The sequence below is a fragment of the Citrobacter sp. Cu096 genome, from assembly GCF_030332285.1.
Taxonomy (GTDB): Bacteria; Pseudomonadota; Gammaproteobacteria; order Enterobacterales; family Enterobacteriaceae; genus Citrobacter; species Citrobacter meridianamericanus.
The window spans coordinates 357,661-376,708 of sequence record NZ_JAOWID010000019.1 but is presented as its reverse complement, the minus strand read 5'-3'; the positions used below and the strand labels follow the sequence as shown (position 1 = coordinate 376,708).

The 19,048-nt window shown below is 54.0% G+C and carries 19 protein-coding genes; 14 read left to right on the top strand and 5 right to left on the bottom strand.

The annotated features are described in order from the left end of the window. The first annotated feature begins 3 nt into the window (after positions 1-3). The 4 genes from OGX99_RS05855 (at position 4) to nepI (ending at position 4,811) form a co-directional block, all read left to right on the top strand. Positions 4-1,332: an MFS transporter gene (locus OGX99_RS05855; protein ID WP_151217093.1), complete on the top strand. Its 1,329-nt coding sequence runs from the start codon at positions 4-6 to the stop codon at positions 1,330-1,332. 142 nt (positions 1,333-1,474) lie between these two features. After that, entirely contained in the window at positions 1,475-2,866 is a 1,392-nt protein-coding gene (uhpT, locus tag OGX99_RS05850) for a hexose-6-phosphate:phosphate antiporter UhpT (protein WP_286542951.1), read from the top strand. 125 nt (positions 2,867-2,991) lie between these two features. Further along, entirely contained in the window at positions 2,992-3,444 is a 453-nt protein-coding gene (locus OGX99_RS05845; RefSeq protein ID WP_252838593.1) for a DUF1198 family protein, read from the top strand. 173 nt (positions 3,445-3,617) lie between these two features. After that, the gene (nepI, locus tag OGX99_RS05840) at positions 3,618-4,811 is read left to right on the top strand and encodes a purine ribonucleoside efflux pump NepI (RefSeq protein ID WP_252838592.1); all 1,194 of its coding nucleotides are present in this window, start codon (positions 3,618-3,620) and stop codon (positions 4,809-4,811) included. A gap of 45 nt (positions 4,812-4,856) precedes the next feature. On the opposite strand, the gene gmuD is transcribed toward nepI, so the two are convergent. Beyond that, on the bottom strand, positions 4,857-6,239 hold the full coding sequence (gene gmuD / locus OGX99_RS05835; RefSeq protein WP_252838591.1) for a 6-phospho-beta-glucosidase GmuD: 1,383 nt from the start codon (positions 6,237-6,239) through the stop codon (positions 4,857-4,859). Between the two features lie 92 nt (positions 6,240-6,331). Beyond that, positions 6,332-6,625, bottom strand: coding sequence for a YicS family protein (locus OGX99_RS05830; protein ID WP_210904077.1), 294 nt, complete (start codon positions 6,623-6,625; stop codon positions 6,332-6,334). Positions 6,626-6,755: 130 nt separating this feature from the next. Here OGX99_RS05830 and OGX99_RS05825 point away from each other — a divergent pair, with 130 nt between their 5' ends. The 9 genes from OGX99_RS05825 (at position 6,756) to nlpA (ending at position 15,587) form a co-directional block, all read left to right on the top strand. Further along, entirely contained in the window at positions 6,756-7,172 is a 417-nt protein-coding gene (locus OGX99_RS05825; protein WP_003840667.1) for a GNAT family N-acetyltransferase, read from the top strand. 90 nt (positions 7,173-7,262) lie between these two features. Beyond that, positions 7,263-10,061: a transcriptional regulator DagR gene (gene dagR, locus OGX99_RS05820; protein ID WP_286542945.1), complete on the top strand. Its 2,799-nt coding sequence runs from the start codon at positions 7,263-7,265 to the stop codon at positions 10,059-10,061. Between the two features lie 120 nt (positions 10,062-10,181). Next, a complete protein-coding gene (locus OGX99_RS05815; RefSeq protein WP_151217087.1) occupies positions 10,182-10,607 on the top strand; it encodes a PTS sugar transporter subunit IIA in 426 nt (141 codons plus the stop codon). A 12-nt stretch (positions 10,608-10,619) separates the two neighbouring features. Continuing rightward, on the top strand, positions 10,620-11,105 hold the full coding sequence (locus OGX99_RS05810; RefSeq protein ID WP_003023959.1) for a PTS sugar transporter subunit IIB: 486 nt from the start codon (positions 10,620-10,622) through the stop codon (positions 11,103-11,105). A gap of 25 nt (positions 11,106-11,130) precedes the next feature. Further along, complete coding sequence (locus OGX99_RS05805) at positions 11,131-11,880, top strand: PTS mannose/fructose/sorbose/N-acetylgalactosamine transporter subunit IIC (RefSeq protein WP_003023960.1); 750 nt, start codon at positions 11,131-11,133, stop codon at positions 11,878-11,880. Continuing rightward, a complete protein-coding gene (locus OGX99_RS05800; protein WP_005121522.1) occupies positions 11,877-12,737 on the top strand; it encodes a PTS system mannose/fructose/sorbose family transporter subunit IID in 861 nt (286 codons plus the stop codon). Before OGX99_RS05805 ends, OGX99_RS05800 begins: the two co-directional genes overlap by 4 nt. Before the next feature lie 3 nt (positions 12,738-12,740). Continuing rightward, entirely contained in the window at positions 12,741-13,850 is a 1,110-nt protein-coding gene (dgaE, locus tag OGX99_RS05795; RefSeq protein WP_151217085.1) for a D-glucosaminate-6-phosphate ammonia lyase, read from the top strand. Further along, a complete protein-coding gene (gene dagF, locus OGX99_RS05790; protein WP_278238216.1) occupies positions 13,837-14,580 on the top strand; it encodes a 2-dehydro-3-deoxy-phosphogluconate aldolase in 744 nt (247 codons plus the stop codon). The genes dgaE and dagF overlap by 14 nt, the downstream gene beginning before the upstream one ends. A gap of 188 nt (positions 14,581-14,768) precedes the next feature. Then, positions 14,769-15,587 carry a lipoprotein NlpA gene (gene nlpA / locus OGX99_RS05785; protein WP_278238215.1) on the top strand — a complete coding sequence of 273 codons (819 nt, stop codon included), beginning with the start codon at positions 14,769-14,771 and terminating at the stop codon, positions 15,585-15,587. A 28-nt stretch (positions 15,588-15,615) separates the two neighbouring features. Here nlpA and OGX99_RS05780 read toward each other — a convergent pair whose 3' ends face one another. From OGX99_RS05780 to OGX99_RS05770, 3 genes are all read right to left on the bottom strand, one after another. Continuing rightward, on the bottom strand, positions 15,616-16,518 hold the full coding sequence (locus OGX99_RS05780) for a carboxylate/amino acid/amine transporter (protein ID WP_187253902.1): 903 nt from the start codon (positions 16,516-16,518) through the stop codon (positions 15,616-15,618). Positions 16,519-16,639: 121 nt separating this feature from the next. Beyond that, on the bottom strand, positions 16,640-16,945 hold the full coding sequence (locus tag OGX99_RS05775; protein WP_151217080.1) for a putative quinol monooxygenase: 306 nt from the start codon (positions 16,943-16,945) through the stop codon (positions 16,640-16,642). Position 16,946: 1 nt separating this feature from the next. Continuing rightward, positions 16,947-17,954, bottom strand: a complete 1,008-nt coding sequence (locus OGX99_RS05770) for a zinc-binding alcohol dehydrogenase family protein (protein ID WP_151224022.1) — start codon at positions 17,952-17,954, stop codon at positions 16,947-16,949. 110 nt (positions 17,955-18,064) lie between these two features. Between OGX99_RS05770 and OGX99_RS05765 the strand changes: the two genes are divergently transcribed. Continuing rightward, the gene (locus OGX99_RS05765) at positions 18,065-18,979 is read left to right on the top strand and encodes a LysR family transcriptional regulator (RefSeq protein ID WP_151217076.1); all 915 of its coding nucleotides are present in this window, start codon (positions 18,065-18,067) and stop codon (positions 18,977-18,979) included. Positions 18,980-19,048 lie beyond the last annotated feature (69 nt).

Below are 19,048 nucleotides of genomic sequence, written 5' to 3'. Positions count from 1 at the left end.
GCCATGTTTGCGTTTTTAAAAGCTCCGGCCAACGCGCCGCTCATTACCGATAAACACGAGGTGGATACCCGCTATCGCTACTGGCGGCGGCATATTCTGATCACCATCTGGCTCGGCTACGCGCTGTTCTATTTCACACGCAAGAGTTTCAACGCCGCCGTGCCGGATATCCTCACCAGCGGCGTGCTGACCCGCAGCGACATTGGCCTGCTGGCCACGCTGTTTTACATCACTTACGGGCTGTCGAAGTTTGTGTCTGGTATCGTCAGCGACCGCTCCAACGCCCGCTATTTTATGGGGATAGGGCTGATTGCTACCGGGGTGGTGAACATTCTGTTTGGCTTCTCCACCTCGCTATGGGCCTTTGCGGTGCTGTGGGCGCTCAATGCGTTCTTCCAGGGCTGGGGGTCGCCGGTTTGCGCGCGTTTATTGACCGCGTGGTATTCGCGTACCGAACGCGGCGGCTGGTGGGCGCTGTGGAATACCGCACATAATGTTGGTGGAGCATTAATCCCAATGGTGATGGCGGCAGCCGCACTGCATTATGGCTGGCGTGCCGGGATGATGATTGCCGGGATGGTGGCGATTGTGGTCGGTATTTTCCTCTGCTGGCGGCTGCGCGACAGACCACAGGCGATTGGTCTGCCGCCGATTGGCGACTGGCGGCATGATGAGCTGGAAATCGCCCAGCAGCAGGAAGGCGCAGGCCTGAGCCGCAAAGAGATCCTCACTAAATACGTGCTGCTGAACCCGTATATCTGGCTGCTTTCGCTGTGTTACGTGCTGGTGTACGTGGTGCGTGCGGCGATCAATGACTGGGGCAATCTGTACATGTCGGAGACGCTGGGCGTTGATCTGGTGACCGCCAATACTGCCGTGACGATGTTCGAACTGGGTGGATTTATCGGCGCGCTGGTGGCGGGCTGGGGATCGGATAAACTGTTCAACGGCAACCGTGGCCCAATGAACTTGATCTTCGCCGCCGGGATTTTGCTCTCGGTGGGCTCGCTGTGGCTGATGCCGTTTGCCAGTTACGTGATGCAGGCGGCGTGCTTCTTCACCACCGGATTCTTCGTTTTCGGCCCGCAAATGCTGATCGGCATGGCGGCGGCGGAGTGCTCGCACAAAGAGGCCGCAGGCGCGGCGACCGGGTTTGTCGGACTGTTTGCTTATCTGGGCGCGTCGCTTTCCGGATGGCCGCTGGCTAAGGTAATGGAAGTCTGGCACTGGACCGGATTTTTCGTGGTGATTGCCATTGCGGCGGGGATTTCCGCGCTGCTGTTGCTGCCTTTTTTAAACGCCCAGGCGCCGCGCGACGTCAGCGAAGCGTGATGCACCTCACCTTTTTTCCCCGAGTAGGGCAAAACTAAGAAATTTTCCCGGTTTCACCTGGACGCTGTCTCAGGCGTGTCTCCCGACTGATTTTTACAATGCCTGCCATTCGCAGGTATAAAAATTAGCTCGGGAGTGTCAAATGCTGGCCTTTCTAAACCAGGTACGCAAGCCGACCCTGGATCTGCCGCTCGATGTGCGGCGCAAAATGTGGTTCAAACCGTTCATGCAGTCTTATCTGGTGGTTTTCATCGGCTACCTGACCATGTACCTGATCCGCAAAAACTTCAACATCGCGCAGAACGACATGATCTCCACCTACGGGCTGAGCATGACGCAACTGGGGATGATTGGCCTGGGCTTCTCCATCACCTACGGCGTGGGTAAAACGCTGGTTTCCTACTACGCGGACGGTAAAAACACCAAGCAGTTCCTGCCGTTTATGCTGATCCTCTCCGCCATCTGTATGCTCGGCTTCAGCGCCAGCATGGGCGCGGGTTCGACCAGCCTGTTTCTGATGATCGCCTTTTACGCGCTGAGCGGCTTCTTCCAGAGTACCGGCGGCTCGTGTAGCTATTCCACCATCACCAAATGGACGCCGCGTCGTAAGCGTGGATCGTATCTCGGTATGTGGAACATCTCCCACAACCTCGGCGGTGCGGGCGCGGCGGGCGTGGCACTGTTTGGCGCCAACTATCTGTTCGACGGCCATGTCATTGGGATGTTTATCTTCCCGTCGATTATCGCCCTGATTGTCGGTTTTATCGGCCTGCGCTACGGCAGCGACTCCCCGGAATCTTACGGCCTCGGCAAAGCGGAAGAGCTGTTCGGTGAAGAGATCAGCGAAGAGGACAAAGAGACCGAAGAAAACGAAATGACCAAATGGCAGATCTTTGTTGAGTACGTGCTGAAAAACAAAGTGATTTGGTTGTTATGTTTCTCGAACATCTTCCTGTACGTGGTGCGTATCGGTATTGACCAGTGGTCCACCGTCTACGCTTTCCAGGAGCTGAAGCTCTCCAAAGAAGTGGCGATTCAGGGCTTTACTCTGTTTGAAGTCGGCGCGCTGGTCGGCACGCTGCTGTGGGGCTGGCTCTCTGATCTGGCGAACGGTCGTCGTGCCCTGGTGGCCTGTGTAGCGCTGGCATTAATCATCGCCACGTTAGGCGTTTATCAGCATGCCAGCAATCAGTATGTCTATCTGGCGTCGCTGTTTGCGCTGGGCTTCCTGGTGTTTGGTCCACAGCTGTTAATCGGCGTGGCGGCAGTCGGATTTGTGCCGAAAAAAGCGATCGGCGCAGCCGACGGGATTAAAGGTACTTTCGCCTATCTGATTGGTGACAGCTTCGCCAAGCTGGGCCTGGGGATGATTGCCGACGGTACGCCGATTTTCGGCCTCACCGACTGGGCAGGAACCTTCGCCGCGCTGGACACCGCCGCCATCGGCTGTATCTGCCTGATGGCCATCGTGGCTGTGTTCGAAGAACGTAAAATTCGTCGCGAGAAAAAGATTCAACAACTGAAAGTCGCTTAAGTTAAGTGTGCATTGGTAACTTTTGCCCGCCTTAATGGCGGGCTTTTTTATGCCGTGGCGTTCATCCATCGACAGCGATAAATTTGCCGTTATGATGGGCATCCTGTCTGGTAATGGATGTGCGCATGATTTGGATAATGCTGACCACCCTGGTGGTTGTTTTTGTGGTGGGATTTCGGGTGCTGACGTCCGGTTCACGACGCGCAATTCGCCGTCTGAGCGAGCGACTGAATATTGATGTCGTGCCGGTAGAATCGATGATCGATCAGATGGGAAAAGTGCAGGGCGAGGCGTTTTTACAGTACCTGCACCGGCCTGACGAATCGCATCTGCAAAATGCTGCCCAGGTGCTGTTGATCTGGCAAATCGTGATTGTCGACAGCAGTGAGCCGAATCTGCTGCAGTGGCACCGTTGGCTGCAAAAAGCTCGGCTGGCTGCGCCGATTACCGACGTGCAAGTGCGTCTGGCGCTCGGCTTTCTGCGCGAAATGGAGCCGGATATGCAGGAGCTTAATGCGTTTCAAATGCGCTATAACGCCTTTTTCCAGCCCGAAGATGGCGTGCACTGGCTGCACTGACAGTAATTAATGCCTGATGGCATTACGCTTATCAGGCCGATAAAAGGGCCCTGCCGTAGATGGAATAAGCCACATCGCCATTCAGCCGTGAAAGTTGTTGAAACGTTAAATAGGTCACAAATTTAATGTTACACTGCGTAACTTTTCTACAATAATCCCACGCAGGTAACAAAATGAGTGAAGCTGTTGAACAAAAATCCCGCGCTGAAGTGAATATCCGACCTAACTGGTCGGCGGTATTCGCCGTGGCGTTCTGCGTTGCCTGCCTGATAACCGTTGAGTTTCTGCCCGTTAGCCTGCTAACGCCGATGGCACAGGATCTGGGTATTTCGGAAGGTGTTGCCGGACAATCGGTGACAGTGACGGCATTTGTCGCTATGTTTGCCAGCCTGTTTGTGACGCAAATCATCCAGGCGACCGATCGTCGCTACGTGGTGATCCTGTTTTCGGTGCTGCTGACGCTCTCCTGCCTGCTGGTTTCCTTTGCCAACTCTTTTTCGCTGTTGCTCGTTGGCCGCGCCTGCCTCGGTCTGGCGCTTGGTGGCTTCTGGGCGATGTCGGCGTCGCTGACCATGCGTTTGGTTCCCGCTCGTACGGTGCCGAAAGCGCTGTCGGTTATTTTTGGCGCAGTCTCCATCGCGCTGGTGATTGCCGCCCCGCTGGGAAGTTTTTTGGGCGGCATTATCGGTTGGCGTAATGTGTTTAATGCGGCGGCGGTCATGGGCGTGCTGTGTACGATTTGGGTGGTGAGAGCGCTGCCATCGCTGCCCGGTGAGCCTTCGCACCAAAAACAAAATATGTTCAGTCTGCTGCAGCGCCCGGGGGTGATGGCCGGGATGATTGCCATCTTTATGTCCTTTGCCGGGCAGTTCGCCTTCTTTACCTATATTCGCCCGATCTATATGAATCTGGCGGGCTTTGACGTTGATGGTCTGACGCTGGTGCTGCTCAGTTTCGGTATTGCCAGCTTTGTTGGTACGTCGCTTTCGTCGGTGATTCTGAAGCGCTCGGTCAAACTTGCGTTAGCCGGCGCGCCACTGGTGTTGGCGTTCAGTGCGTTGGTCCTGATCCTGTGGGGCAGCGACAAAGTTGTTGCGGCTGGCATTGCGATTATCTGGGGACTGGCGTTTGCGCTGGTACCGGTAGGCTGGTCGACGTGGATCACGCGCTCACTTGCCGATCAGGCAGAAAAAGCCGGATCCATCCAGGTCGCCGTGATCCAGCTTGCCAATACCTGTGGGGCCGCAGTAGGAGGCTATGCGCTCGATAACCTCGGATTGCTTTCGCCCCTGATGCTTTCCGGCAGCCTGATGCTGCTGACGGCGCTTCTGGTGGCAGCAAAAGTTCGCATAAAGGGTATGCAATAAACTAAGCTCGGTATGCCGGATCGCTATCCGGCATCCTGGTTATTTTTAATCAAAACCCTTGTTTTCGGCGGTATGGGCAAACCATTCGCCGCTTTTCTTCACCGTACGTTTTTGCGTGTCTAAATCTAACTGGACAAAACCGTAGCGGTTTTTATATCCGTTGAGCCAGGACCAGTTATCAATAAAAGTCCACATATGGTAGCCAAGACAATTGCAACCTTCGCTAATGCCTTTATGTAGCCATTTAAGATGCCCGGAAACAAATTCAATGCGGTAGCTATCGTTGATCTGGTCATGCTCAACGAAACGTTGCTCATTTTCCACACCCATACCGTTTTCAGAAATAAAGCAGCGCGGGTTGCCGTAATTATCACGCAGATTAGTAATAATATCGTAAATACCTGGCTCATAAATTTCCCAGCCACGGTAAGGGTTCATTTTACGCCCCGGCATTTCGTAATAATCAAACAGCCACTCTGGCATAAACGGCGCGTTTGGATTAACGGCAGTATCACGACATTTCACGCGGCGCGGCTGATAATAATTGATACCAAGCAGGTCGATTTTCCCCTCGGCGATGAGCTGACAGTCGCCTGGCTGACAGGCTGGTAGCTGATCGTACTCTGTCAGCAGTTCGACCAGATCCGCCGGATATTCCCCTTTTAGTACCGGGTCAAGAAAGCTGCGGTTAAACAGCAGATCCGCATGGTGCGCGGCTTTTACATCCGCCGGGTGCTGCGAGCGTGGATAAGAGGGCGTCAGATTTAGGATCACACCGATTTCACCGCCGTAGTTTCCGGCGCGATACGTTCGCACCGCCTTGGAATGCGCCAGCACAGTGTGATACGCCACGGTAGCCGCGCGTTTGAAATCCACTACGTTAGGGTAATGGAAGTCATACAAATAGCCGCCTTCCACCGGGACAATCGGTTCATTAAAGGTGAACCAGTGTTTAACCCGGTTGCCGAATAATTTAAAACAGGTCTGCGCGTAGCGTCCAAACGCCTCAACCACGTCACGGTTTTCCCAGCCGCCTTTCTCCTGCATCACCATCGGCATGTCGAAGTGAAACAGGGTGATAAACGGTGTAATACCTTGCGCCAACAGCTCGTCGATGACGTTGTTATAGAAATCGACGGCCTCAGGATTAATCTCGCCAGTACCGTCCGGAATCAGGCGTGACCAACTGATTGAGGTGCGGAAGCTGTTATGTTTCAGCTGTTTGAGCAGTGCGATGTCCTGTTTCCAGTGCTGATAAAACGTTGAGGTGTTCGCCGGGCCAACCCCTTGGTGGAAACGCCCAGGCTGATGGTCGAACCACACGTCCCATGTTGTCTGGCTTTTGCCGCCATTCAGGCTATCCCCTTCGGTTTGCAGCGCCGAGCAGGCACTCCCCCACCAAAAGTTATCAGGAAAACGGTATCGCATTATCTTGCTCCTTGATGTATTTCACTTCCCTACACAATAGGCGATTTTGCTACGCAGAAACCGGTTACAGCGCTCGTTTTTCAATACGATAGTTACAAATCCGGGCATTCAACTTTGCCCAACGCTTCCCAGTAGTTGTTCTGGTTATTTCTTTGTATTGCCAGAATAGCCTCGCGGATATGCTGCTGATTGCGTGTATCAGACATAATCGTTTTTTCCCACACATCATCGGAGGGTGATCCCTGTGGGGTGCAAATCTTGCGTAAGTCCTTTAATACGGTGTTTTTTTCATGAACGGACTGTAGAGAGCCATAAGCCGAATCGGCCTGCGCAAAACCCGGCAGCGTGAAAAGAATGGCAATAAGCGGTAAAGCGGCTCGTTTCATGATAATAATCCTTGTTGTCGATGCGCATCATCTCAAGAGTAAGTGTAGACGGCATGCGTCTCACTCATCAGCCTGTGTTAATTTTCAAACAAAAAATCAGCCAGAAGTTGTATTTTTTCAGGAGGATAGGATGCAAATACAGATTACAGATACCATTACCGAAGACGATCAAAATGCCCTGCTTGCCGGATTGCGCGCCTACAACCGCCAGTTCCTGCGAACCACCAACTTTGGCGACCTGGCGGTGTACTGGCGCGATGAAAGCAATGAAATTCTGGGCGGGTTGATTGGCAAAATTAAAGGGGAATGGCTGTGTATAGATTTCCTGTGGATGCATGATTCGCTGCGTAAAGGTGGTTACGGCACAAAATTGATGCAGTCTGCCGAACAGACAGCGCGTGAGAGAGGATGCCTGCATGCGCTGGTGGACACGATGAGTTTCCAGGCGCTGCCGTTTTATCAGAAAAACGGTTATCAGCTGCAAATGACCCTCGATAACTTTCCGGAAACCGGCTCTGCGCGGCATTATTTGTCGAAAACGTTTTGATGACCGGAAGGTCTGGACGCCGCCTCACTTTCTTGCGCAGCAGAATAGTGTATGTTCTGAACAATCATTTATTTCTTAAGCGGTAAAGAGATGAGACGGATTGAGATAATACTGGGGGAGCTGGAACGGCTGACGCGAGGACTGAATCTTGCCCATCTGGCGCAGGAAACAGCGTTCACAGCAGAGGCTATCGGCTTTAACCTCGGACTGGCGCGCAACTCGGTCAGTAAAGATCTCAATCAGCTCTGGAACGACGGCCTGGCGATTAAAAGCCGCGGACGCCCGGTATTCTTTCTGCATCGTCAGGCGATTGAAACGCTGCTGGGACGCAAACTCGATGAGTCCGAGCGCGAAGTGCAAACAGTTGCCGACCTGTTACCTGTTCAGGAAAACCAGGCGACAGAGGATCCCTTTTCTGGCCTGATTGGTTACGATCGCAGCCTGCGCGACGCGGTGGAAAAAGGCCGCGCGGCGGTGCTGTATCCCCACGGGCTGCACGTTCTGCTGACCGGTCCCTCCGGCGTCGGCAAAACTTTTTTTGCCGAACTGATGCACCGTTTTGCCTGCGAACGCGCAGTGGGAACGCCACCGCCGCTGGTTTACTTTAACTGTGCGGAATACGCCCACAACCCGGAGCTGCTTTCTTCGCACCTGTTTGGTCATCGACAGGGGGCGTTTACCGGCGCAAACGAAAATAAACCCGGTCTGATCGAGCAGGCCGACGGCGGTTATCTGCTGCTCGACGAAGTGCATCGTCTGCCGTATGAAGGTCAGGAAAAGCTGTTCTCTATTCTCGACAAAGGCGAATACCGGCCGCTGGGTTCAAGCACCGTGGCGCGGTCTATTTCGGTGCGCCTGATTTGCGCCACCACCGAGCCGGTGAGTTCGGCATTGTTGCGTACCTTCCAGCGACGTATCCAGGTGTGTATCGATTTGCCCGGCATCCGCCAGCGTTCGGTGGAAGAGCAGGTAGAGCTGATTGTTGGTTTTTTACAGCGCGAGAGCCGCAAAATCGAGCGTACGGTAAGTATCGACCGCACCTTACTGCTCTGGCTACTGAACAAGCCGCTGGAAGGTAACATTGGTCAACTTAAGAGCGACATTCAGTTTCTCTGCGCCCAGGCCTGGGCCTCAGGGATGACCGAGCACAGCGACACGCTACAGCTGGATAAACGCCTGGCGGAGATTTCATTTAATGCCACGCCGGAACAGCGTTTGCTGGTTGGTGCGCTGTTCGAAGGCAAAGAGCATTTAAGCATCGATGCCCGCACGCTGCCCGCGCTGAAAAATTCACTGGCGACCGGAGCCGAAATAGAAGAGAGCGATCTCTTCTACAGCTTCCTGACCCGGGAATATATTAATCTGCGTAACAGCAACGTACCGCCAGCCGAAACGCTGGCGATCCTCAAAAACAAACTCAGTTCCATTTTTGAATATGGTCTCTACAGCCGTGACAGCGTGGGGCATCCGCCACGCTATGGCGATCAGATAGAAGAGCGCGTCACGCTGCTGATCGGCTGCGTTGAGCAGGTGCTCGGTTTCACGCTGCCGGAGAATCTGATTAACCCGCTGCGTAAACACTTCCTGGCGCTGATTGGCTATGTGCAGCGCGGGCTTATTCCCCAGCTTTATTCTTCCAGCCTGATCCTCGATCGCTGTAAAGATGAATATGACAACGCCACGCTGTTATGCCGGAAAATCAATGAACTGTTGCATATTCAGTGTCCGGCGACGGAAGTGGTCTGGTTGTGCCTGTTCCTCAAAGAGTGTCGCCATTACCGCCAACGGATTGATGCCAGTCCGGACTGCGGGGTGATTTTGATTGCCCACGGCGCGACGACGGCGACAAGCCAGGCGCAGTACGTGAATCGCGTGCTGGAGCGCGAGGTGTTCTGCGCTATCGATATGCCTTTTGAGCAGTCGGTGCATGACACGTTGGAAGCCCTGACGCAGATGATCCAGACCCGACAATATCGCCGATTGATCCTGATGGTAGATATTGGCTCACTGGTGCATTTTGGCAGCACAGTCAGTAAGTTATTCCAGATAGACGTGCTGCTGATGCCCAATATCACGCTCACCAGCCTGCTGGAAATCGGGCTGGATTTAAGCTACGAAACCAGTGATTTAACGCAACTGGCGGCGTTAATGCAAAACAAAGGTATTCCCTGTCAGCTGTGTACTCCGCAGCAAGAAAACGGCGGTAAGGTGCTGGTGATCTCCTGTATTACCGGGATGGGAACGGCGGAAAAAATCAAAAAGGTGCTGGAGGAGAGCTTTGGCGAGCTGATGTCGCAGGACACGCGGATGGTGATCCTCGATTACAACGAAGTCCGTAGTCTGGAACGCGTCCAGCAGTCGCTGCATGCCAGTGAACGTCTGGCGGGTATTGTTGGTACTTTCCAGCCAGGACTGCCGGATATTCCGTTTATCTCGCTTGAGGAGCTATTCTCTGAGCAAGGCCCCGAGCTGGTGCTCAGTTTGCTGACGCCGGATCTCTCCAGCAGCGAACGCCGTGTGGAGATGGAGCGCAGTGCAATGCGCTTTATCAGCGCGTTGACCATGGAAAGCATCATTAATCATATTTCGGTGCTCAACCCGCAGCGTATTCTGAAAGAGATGGAGGGTGTGCTTAACCATCTGACCACCGCCCTTGCGCTGAAACCGAGTCGTCAGGTGACACTGCGCTTCCTGATCCACTGCTGCTGTATGGTCGAGCGTATCGTGATTAACCGTAAACCGTTACAGATGGCGCTGGAGAACAAGCCGGATCTGGATAATCGCGCGTTTAGTGTCATTAAATCTGCTTTCCTGCCGATCGAAGAGGCCTATGCCATTCGGTTATCGGACGCGGAATATTTTTATATCTACGAACTGCTGTATAGCTAATCCGTTTACTGGCGCGGCTCTCTGCCTCGCCAGTTCCCCTCTCTTCCCTGCGTGACACAAATTCTGGCACAACCTTTGCTCTGTTTACCTATGTCTATGTAATCGAGCCAGGAGGCCATTTTGACTACCACTGAATCCTTGCCCCAGATCCTGCTGCTGACCCATGGCGGCTGGGGGCAACAGCTTTGCAACAGCCTGCGCATGGTGATGGGTGAAATCAAAGGCGTGATGGAAATTGCGCTGATGCCCGTTGATACGCTCGGCGAGTTTTACCAGCGTGTTGAAGTCGTGGTGAAAACGATGCCGGAAGGTTCACTGATCCTGACTGATTTTATTGGCGGCACCACTTCTAACGTGGCGGCGCGGCTGAGTGCCGATTACCCGGTAGCAGTGATTTCCGGGCTCAATGCCTCTTTGCTACTGGAGGCGCTCGACAAACGCGAGCATGGCCAGTTGACCCGCTGCGTGGCTGAACTGGTCGAAGCCGGGCGTAGCAGTTGCCTGGACGTTGTTGCCCACGTGCGTCAATTACAACAATCACAATAAGGAATAAACATCATGGCAAACATCGTCTTATGTCGTATCGATAGCCGTCTGATTCATGGACAAGTGGTGACCAAGTGGGTTGGACAATCTCAGGCCAACCGGATTGCGGTGGTCAGCGATGAGCTGGATGCCGATCCGTTTATGAAAAACATCTACCTGATGGCCGCGCCGCCGAACATCAAAGTGGATTGCTTCGGTAACCAAAGTTTTGCTGCCGCCTGGAAAGAAAACCAGCTTGGTGACGGCAAAGTGCTGGTGCTGTTCCCCTCTCTGGCGGCGGTTCAGGAAGCGGTCCAGTTAGGCTTTGATGTCACCACCATTCAGGTTGGTGGTCTGGGCGGAGGGCCAAACCGCAAAGCAGTATTCCAGAACATTACGCTGGATGAAAAAGACGTCGGCATTCTGAGCGACCTGAAAAATCGCGGTATTCAGGTGTTCTTCCAGACCATCCCGGAGGATAAGCCGCAGTCGCTGGACGATATCCTGAAAAAATTCTAACTCTTTGATAACAGGGTAACTAATTATGGATACTTTAGTCTTTGCAAGCCTGATGGGGTTGTATTACTGGTTTGCCCGCTTACGCCTTGGCTACACCTTCTCCGCTATGCTGCTGCAACCGGTGGTCATTGCCGTATTCGTTGGCCTGCTGTTAGGCAATATGGAAACGGCGATGATCATTGGCGCAGGTATGCAGCTGGTTTACCTCGGCGTGACCTCCACGCCGGGCGGTAACGTCCCGTCGGATCCGGCGCTGGCCGCCTGTATTTCAATTCCTATCGCCGTGAAGGCCGGAATGGACCCGAACCTGGCTATCGCGCTGGCGATCCCGTTTGGCGTCATCGGCGTGTTCCTCGACCAGCTACGCCGCACGTTAAACGCGGCCTGGGTGCATATGGCCGACAAGCATGCGGAAACGGCCAACATGGCGGGCATTATGCGCTGTGCGTTCCTCTACCCGGCGTTGCTTGGCCTGGTACTACGTTTCCCGGTGGTTTTTGCCGCCAACTATTTTGGTCAGGACGTGGTGGAAAGCTTCCTTAAGCTGATGCCGCACTGGCTGACGCACTCTTTTGAAATTATGGGCGGCATTCTGCCAGCGCTGGGCTTCGCCATCACCATTATGGTGATCGGTAAAAAGAGCTTGCTGCCGTGGTTTATCGGCGGATTCTTCGCGGTGCTGTACCTGAAGGTGGACATCATGGCGATGGCAATCTTTGGAACCTGCGTGGCCTTCCTGATTAAAGGTCTGGCAAAAAATGAAGGAGCAGCATGATGAGCAGCGACGTAATGCAACACGAACTGGTGGAGCGTGCGCGTGAAAGCGGCACGCTGACCAAAGCCGATATCACCAAAGCCTGGTTTATCTACTGGCTGGGCGCGGAAGTTTCCAGCTCCTATGAGCGTTTGCAAAGCCTGATTTTCTGCGCCTCGATGACGCCGATCATCAAAAAGCTTTACCCGCAAAAAGAGGAACAGGTAGAAGCGCTGAAACGCCATCTGAACTTCTTCAACTCAGAGCAGACGTTCGGGGCGGTAATTCAGGGGATCTCCATTGCGATGGAGGAGCAAAAAACGCGCGGTGAGCCGATCAGCGACGCATCCATCACCGGGATAAAAACGGGTTTGATGGGGCCGCTGGCCGGGATGGGAGATTCGATCATCTGGGCCGCCGTGATGCCGCTGTTAATTGCCATTTTCATCCCATTTGCCGCCAATGGCAGTGCGATGGGCGGAATTGTACCGTTAATCCTCTACCCGGCCATTACGTTAGCAATCAGCTACGGTATGGTGCACAAAGGGTACACGCTGGGGCGTGACTCGATTATCGGTCTGCTGCAGGGAGGGCGAATTAAGGAACTGATCTACGGCGCGAACGTGTTGGGCCTGATCATGATGGGCGCGCTGTCGGCAAGCTACGTCAAGATCACCACACCGTTAAAACTCAGTGCCCTGAAAGGCTCTGAAGTGGTGGTCCAGCAAATCCTCGACTCTATTGCCCCCGGCCTGTTGCCGCTGGCGGCGGTGTTCGCTATTTACTTCTATCTGGTGAAGAAAGGGCCGCGTTACACCACGATTTTGCTGTCAATTGTCGCGCTCAGCGTGGTCTGTTCGCTGCTGGGAGTGTTGTAAGCCATGACACAGAATATCTATCAACAACTGGGGCTAAAACAGGTGATTAACGCCTGCGGCAAGATGACGATTCTTGGCGTTTCCAGCGTCGCGCCGGAGGTGATGCAAGCCACCGCGCGGGCAGCTGCGGCCTTTGTTGAAATTGACCGGCTGGTGGACCGTACCGGTCAATTGGTTTCCCGCTACACCGGCGCGGAGGACAGCTATGTTACTTCGTGCGCCTCGGCGGGTATTGCGATTGCCGTTGCCGCTGCCATTACCCGCGGTGATCAGGCGCGAGTCACGTTGATGCCAGATAGCGCAGGTATGGCCAATGAAGTGGTTATGCTGCGTGGACATAACGTGGATTACGGGGCGCCCATCACCAGTGCGATTCGCCTGGGCGGCGGACGCGTGGTGGAGGTTGGCTCAAGTAATCTGGCGGCCCGCTGGCAGCTGGAGAGTGCGATTACCGACAACACCGCCGCGCTACTGTATGTGAAATCTCATCACTGCGTGCAGAAAGGTATGTTAGACATTGCGGACTTCGTGCAGGTTGCGCAGGTTCACAACCTGCCGCTGATTGTTGATGCCGCCGCCGAGGAAGACTTACACGCCTGGGTGGCGAGCGGGGCGGATATGGTGATCTACAGCGGGGCAAAAGCCTTTAACGCGCCGACCTCCGGGTTTATCACCGGAAAGAAACAGTGGATAGCCGCGTGTAAAGCGCAGCACCACGGTATTGCCCGGGCGATGAAGATCGGCAAAGAGAATATGGTCGGGCTGGTGTATGCCCTGGAAAACTATCATCAGGGGCAAACCGTGGTCACCGCGGAAGAACTGCAACCTGTGGCGCAGGCGATTTCAGCGATTCACGGATTGAAGGCGGATATTGAGCAGGACGAAGCCGGGCGCGCCATCTGGCGGGTTCGTATTCAGGTTAATGCACAGGAGTTGGGGCTGGATGCCTACGCCGTAGAAGCACAGCTGCGCGGGGGCGATATCGCGATTTACGCGCGTCGTTATAACCTTCACCAGGGTGTCTTTAGTCTCGACCCGCGTACGGTCGCAGAAGGGGAAATGGCGCTGATCGTGGCGCGATTAAAGGAGATTGCAGAACATGCAGCACATTAATTTTTATCGTAATAAAGTGGCCATTAACGTGCTGGCAAAAGATATCGCCAACGCCCGGGAAATCTATGACGCCGCCGAAGGCCATGCGGCGATCGGCATCCTTTCCGCGCAGTTTGCCTCGGTTGAGGAAGGCGTTGTGGAAGTGAAGCGCTGGATGGCTGAAGTGCCGTCAATTTCCGTAGGGCTGGGGGCGGGCGATCCGGCGCAGTATTACAAAGCGGCAATGATTGCCTCACAGGTCCATCCGGCACACGTCAACCAGACCTTTACCGGTTGTGGTTTTGCGGCAGGCGCGCTGGCTGCAACGGGTGGCGAGCAGACCCACATCAACGCCCTGGTCAGCCCGACCGGAACGCCTGGCGAGGTGCTGATCTCCACCGGCGTCAGCAGCAGTCGGGGTACGCCGGCCCGCGTTTCTTGTGATGCGGCAGTGCGCATGATGCTGGACTCTGGCGCGCATGCGGCGAAGTTCTTCCCGATGGGCGGTGAGAAATCGTTGCCTGAGCTTTACGCGCTGGCGACGACCGCGGCGCGCAACGGCATGACGTTGATTGAGCCGACCGGCGGTATCGATCTGGATAACTTCGGCATTATCCTGCGAACTTGTCTTGAGGCGGGCGTACCGCGGGTCATGCCGCATGTGTACAGCTCGATTATCGACTCGCAAATCGGCAATACCCGGCCTGAAGATGTCGCCAGATTGATGGAGATAGTCAAAACCCTGGTGTGATGTTGCTATCGCCGGATGGCACACAATAAATGCCCGGTAAGCGTTAGGTGCCACCGGGCATTTTTGTACATATGTCTGCTTTATTCTTTTTTCCTCTTGCTGATGCTTTTTCGTTTTTTAAACCGCAGCGGCCTTGCCGCTATAGTCATTTCATTACTCATCAGGCGGTTATTACTAAAGGATAAAACGTGAAGTTGAAGATACCTTATTTCAGGGCTGGGACGGCGGTATTACTGGCAGGATTATTGCTGGCAGGATGCGATCAGCAGAGCAGTGATGCAAAGCATATCAAAGTGGGGGTGATTAACGGCGCAGAGCAGGATGTGGCGGAGGTCGCGAAGAGAGTTGCTAAAGAAAAATATGGCCTGGAGGTGGAGTTAATTGGGTTTAGCGGTTCTTTGCTGCCCAACGATGCCACCAATCAGGGTGAGCTGGATGCCAACGTCTTCCAGCATCGTCCGTTCCTCGAACAAGATAATAAAGCACACGACTATAAGCTGGTTGCGGTGGGCAATACCTTTGTGTTCCCGATGGCCGGTTATTCGAAGAAAATCAAAACCATTGCGGAGCTTAAAGATGGTGCGACGATTGCGATACCTAACGATCCTACTAACCTCGGGCGGGCGCTGTTGCTGCTGCAAAAAGAGAAGTTAATTACGCTGAAAGCAAATACAGGCTTGCTACCCACAGCGCTGGATATTACTGATAATCCGCGACATCTGAAAATTATGGAACTGGAAGGCGCGCAGTTGCCGCGCGTGTTGGACGATCAGAAAGTGGATGTAGCGATTATCAGTACCACCTACATCCAGCAAACCGGACTTTCTCCGGTACATGACAGTGTATTTATCGAAGACAAAAACTCACCGTACGTGAACATCCTGGTGGCGCGAGAAGACAATAAAGATGCCGAGAATGTGAAGGAATTCCTGCAATCTTATCAGTCACCGGAAGTGGCAAAGGCGGCAGAAACTATCTTTAACGGCGGCGCGGTTCCGGGCTGGTAATCGTGACCTGTTGCCGCGCCGATTGGGATTAAACCGCTCTGGCGCGGCGACGTGAGTCCATTGAGATCAGTACTACCGATGAGAGGATCAAAAGTGTGCCCAGCCAGTCAGGCAGGGTAAATGTAATGCCTAACAGCAGCAGGGACAGCAATGCGCTGCTCAAGGGTTCCGCGCAGCTTAAAATGCTCGCCTTCGGCCCACCAATCATCTGCGCGCCTTTCAGGTACAGGCTAAACGTGAGTGACGTGCCGATGACCACCAGATAGAAAAACGCCAGAATTAAACTGCCATTAACCACGAAGTTTGTTCCCTCTCCGGCATAGAACGGGAGCAGGATCAGGCCACCTATCAACATGCTCCAGCCGACGATCGGCAGCGTACCGTAGCGCGCGATAAGCGTAGAGGGGTAAGTGGTGTAGAACGCGGCGGCAAACGCCGAAGCAATTCCCCAGAACAGCGCGGCAGGTGAAATAGACAGCGACGTTGGGTTACCGTGGGTGACCAGTAAGAAGGTGCCAATGAGCGAGGTGAAAATCGCGGTCAACACTAATATTCCCGGTCGTGCTTTGCGAACCACGGAAAACCACGCCACGATAATGGTCGGTGACAAAAATTGCAGTACCGTTGCCGTGGCGGCGTTAGATTTTTCAATAGTCAGCAGGAAGGTGAGTTGTACGGTGAGCGCTCCGGCTACGGAAAAAATCAGCAGACTGATGGCATCTTTGCGGTTTTTGATAATGGAGAAGACTTTATCGCCGTGAACGAAAGAGAGCATCAGCAGAATCAGCCCGGCGAATATCAGGCGCGTCATGGTCAGAAATTGTGACGACATCTGACTTTGCTCCATGATGTACTGCGCACACACGCCCGAACTTCCCCACAATACGGCGGCAATCAGGACGTTCATCATCCCTCTTCTGGTGGAACTCATCTTTGCCTCTGCATGTTGTTTTGTCTTATTTGTGTGCAGGCATCATAGCAGAGATATCGAAGTCAGTAAGACATGACTGGTGCAGCCCCCCTCGCGCAGTAGGGAGGCTTCGGCAGTTATTTTATGGCGCAATCGGCGTCAGATAATCCAGCCGTAGCGGTTCGGCGAGTAGATCGTTCATTTGCAGAATAAATGCCTGGAAATGTGGCAGAGTGATATGTTCATCCAGACTGGCCTGACCGCGCCAGGATTCGCGTACGTAGAATACATCCGGTGTGTCGCGTAACTGGAACAGAGCATATTCAATATTGCCCGGCTCCCGGCGAGTGGGTAACAGCAGGTTCTGCAGCGCTTGTTTCAGTGCGTCGATCTTCCCTGGTTTGGCTTTCAAGACCGCAATAATTGAAATCACTTCTGAATCAGACATGTTAAAACCCCTCCAGCACAATCTTGCCGACCGAACGACCAGTTTCAATTTGCGCATGGGCTTTTTGCAGGTTCGCCGCGTTGATAGCGCCAAAATGCTCGCCCAGCGTAGTGCGGAGGGTGTTGTCGTCGATCAATTGCGCCACACGGGTTAATAGCTGGTGCTGCGCGATGATATCGTGAGTGGTAAACATCGAACGGGTAAACATAAATTCCCAGTGCAGCGAAATACTTTTAGCCTTCAGCGGACGGGCATCGAGGAATTCAGGGTCGTCAATCAGCGCCAGTTTGCCCTGTGGTGCCAGTGCGGCAATAATTTGTTGATAATGCTGCTCGGTATTGTTCAGGCTGGCAACGTGCGTCACTTCCTTAACCCCTATCCGTGACAGCTCATCCGTCAGCGGCTTGCTGTGGTCAATGACATGATGAGCGCCTGCATCACGTACCCATTTCTGGCTTTGCGGACGTGATGCAGTGCCGATGACGGTCATTCTGGTCAGCTTACTGGCCAGTTGCGTCAGGATAGAACCGACGCCGCCAGCTGCGCCAACGATCAGTAACACATCATTTTCATTGCCGTTTTCCTCAACCCCCAGACGGTCAAACAGCATTTCCCAGGCGGTGATCGCGGTCAGCGGCAGCGCCGCCGCAGAAGCGTTATCCAGTGATTGCGGTTTCAGCGCGGTAATACGTTCATCAACCAACTGAAATTCACTGTTACTGCCAGCACGCCCCAGCGCACCGGCGTACCAGACTTCATCGCCCGGTGAGAACAGGGTGACTGCTTCACCGACGGATTTCACCACGCCCACGGCATCCCAGCCCAGAACGCGCGGGATATCAGCGTTAAAACCTTCGCGAACCTTGGTATCAACGGGGTTGACGGAAATGGCCTTCACTTCAACCAGCAGATCGTGCCCGGCGGCAACCGGCACGGGCAGGTCAATCTCTTGTAAAAATTCAATGTTATTGCCGTCGGTCGCGGCGCGGGTAATAGCGATGGCTTTCATAATCTCTCCGGTTCAGAAACCTTATCTCTGTTGAATAATTCGATGGTAAAGCGGCAGCAGAACGGGAAAAATAGCTCCACGGCGACAGGACTTATACTCGGGGAGTGAAAATGTTCCGGCTTGAAGATCTCACGTTGTTTGTCCGCGCCGCGGCGCTGAATAGTTTTAGCGATGCCGCGCGCGAAGTCGGCGTTCAGCCTGCTCAGGTTAGCTCTGCCATCAAGCGCCTGGAGTCGACGTTGGCTATCCGTTTGTTCGCCCGCTCCACGCGCAGCCTGCGCCTCACGCCGGAAGGCGAGGTCTGGCTACCCTATGCCCGCCAGATGCTGGACGTGATGCATGCCGGACTGCAAAAAATACAGACCCCGGAAGATGAAGTTTCGGGCACGCTGCAAATTGCCGTACCTTCCGATCTCGGGCGTAACCTGCTGCTGCCAGTGTTTCAGTCGTTTCGACGCCGCTATCCGGCGCTGCGACTACGGATATTTTTCTCCGACCAGGTGACGGATGTCTTTAAAGATCCCGTCGATGTTGCGTTTCGCTATGGCAACAACGAGGACGCGTCTTACGTTGCACTGCCTGTTGCACCTGGAAACCGACGCGTGCTGGTGGCCTCACCGGAATGGGTGACGCAAAACGGTGCTCCGCAAAGTCCGGGGGACTTGGCGCAGCTTAACGCCATGACCTTCGTATTACGTGGACGCCTGCACGATCGTTGGACGTTTACGCGAAACGGTGAGGTCAGCATCGTGCAGGTTAACGGCACCATTATGAGCGATGATGCGGAAGTGATCCGGCGCCTGGCGATTGCCGGCGAGGGCGTGGCGTACAAGTCGTGGCTGGATGTCAGCGAGGATGTTCGTGACGGTCGATTACAACTGCTGATGCCGGATTATCAGGGAGAGACAGTCCCGCTGAATATGATTTGCCCGCATCGGCAGCAGCTTTCAACGGCGGTCCGTTTGCTGCACGACGCAGTGAAATCACGGTGTGAGGTGCTGAGCATTTCCCCTGGAAGTGTCTAACTGAAGGCGTATTATTTTTTTATCTATACGCATAAATAATAGCTACTCTCTATTTTTAGCATTAAACTG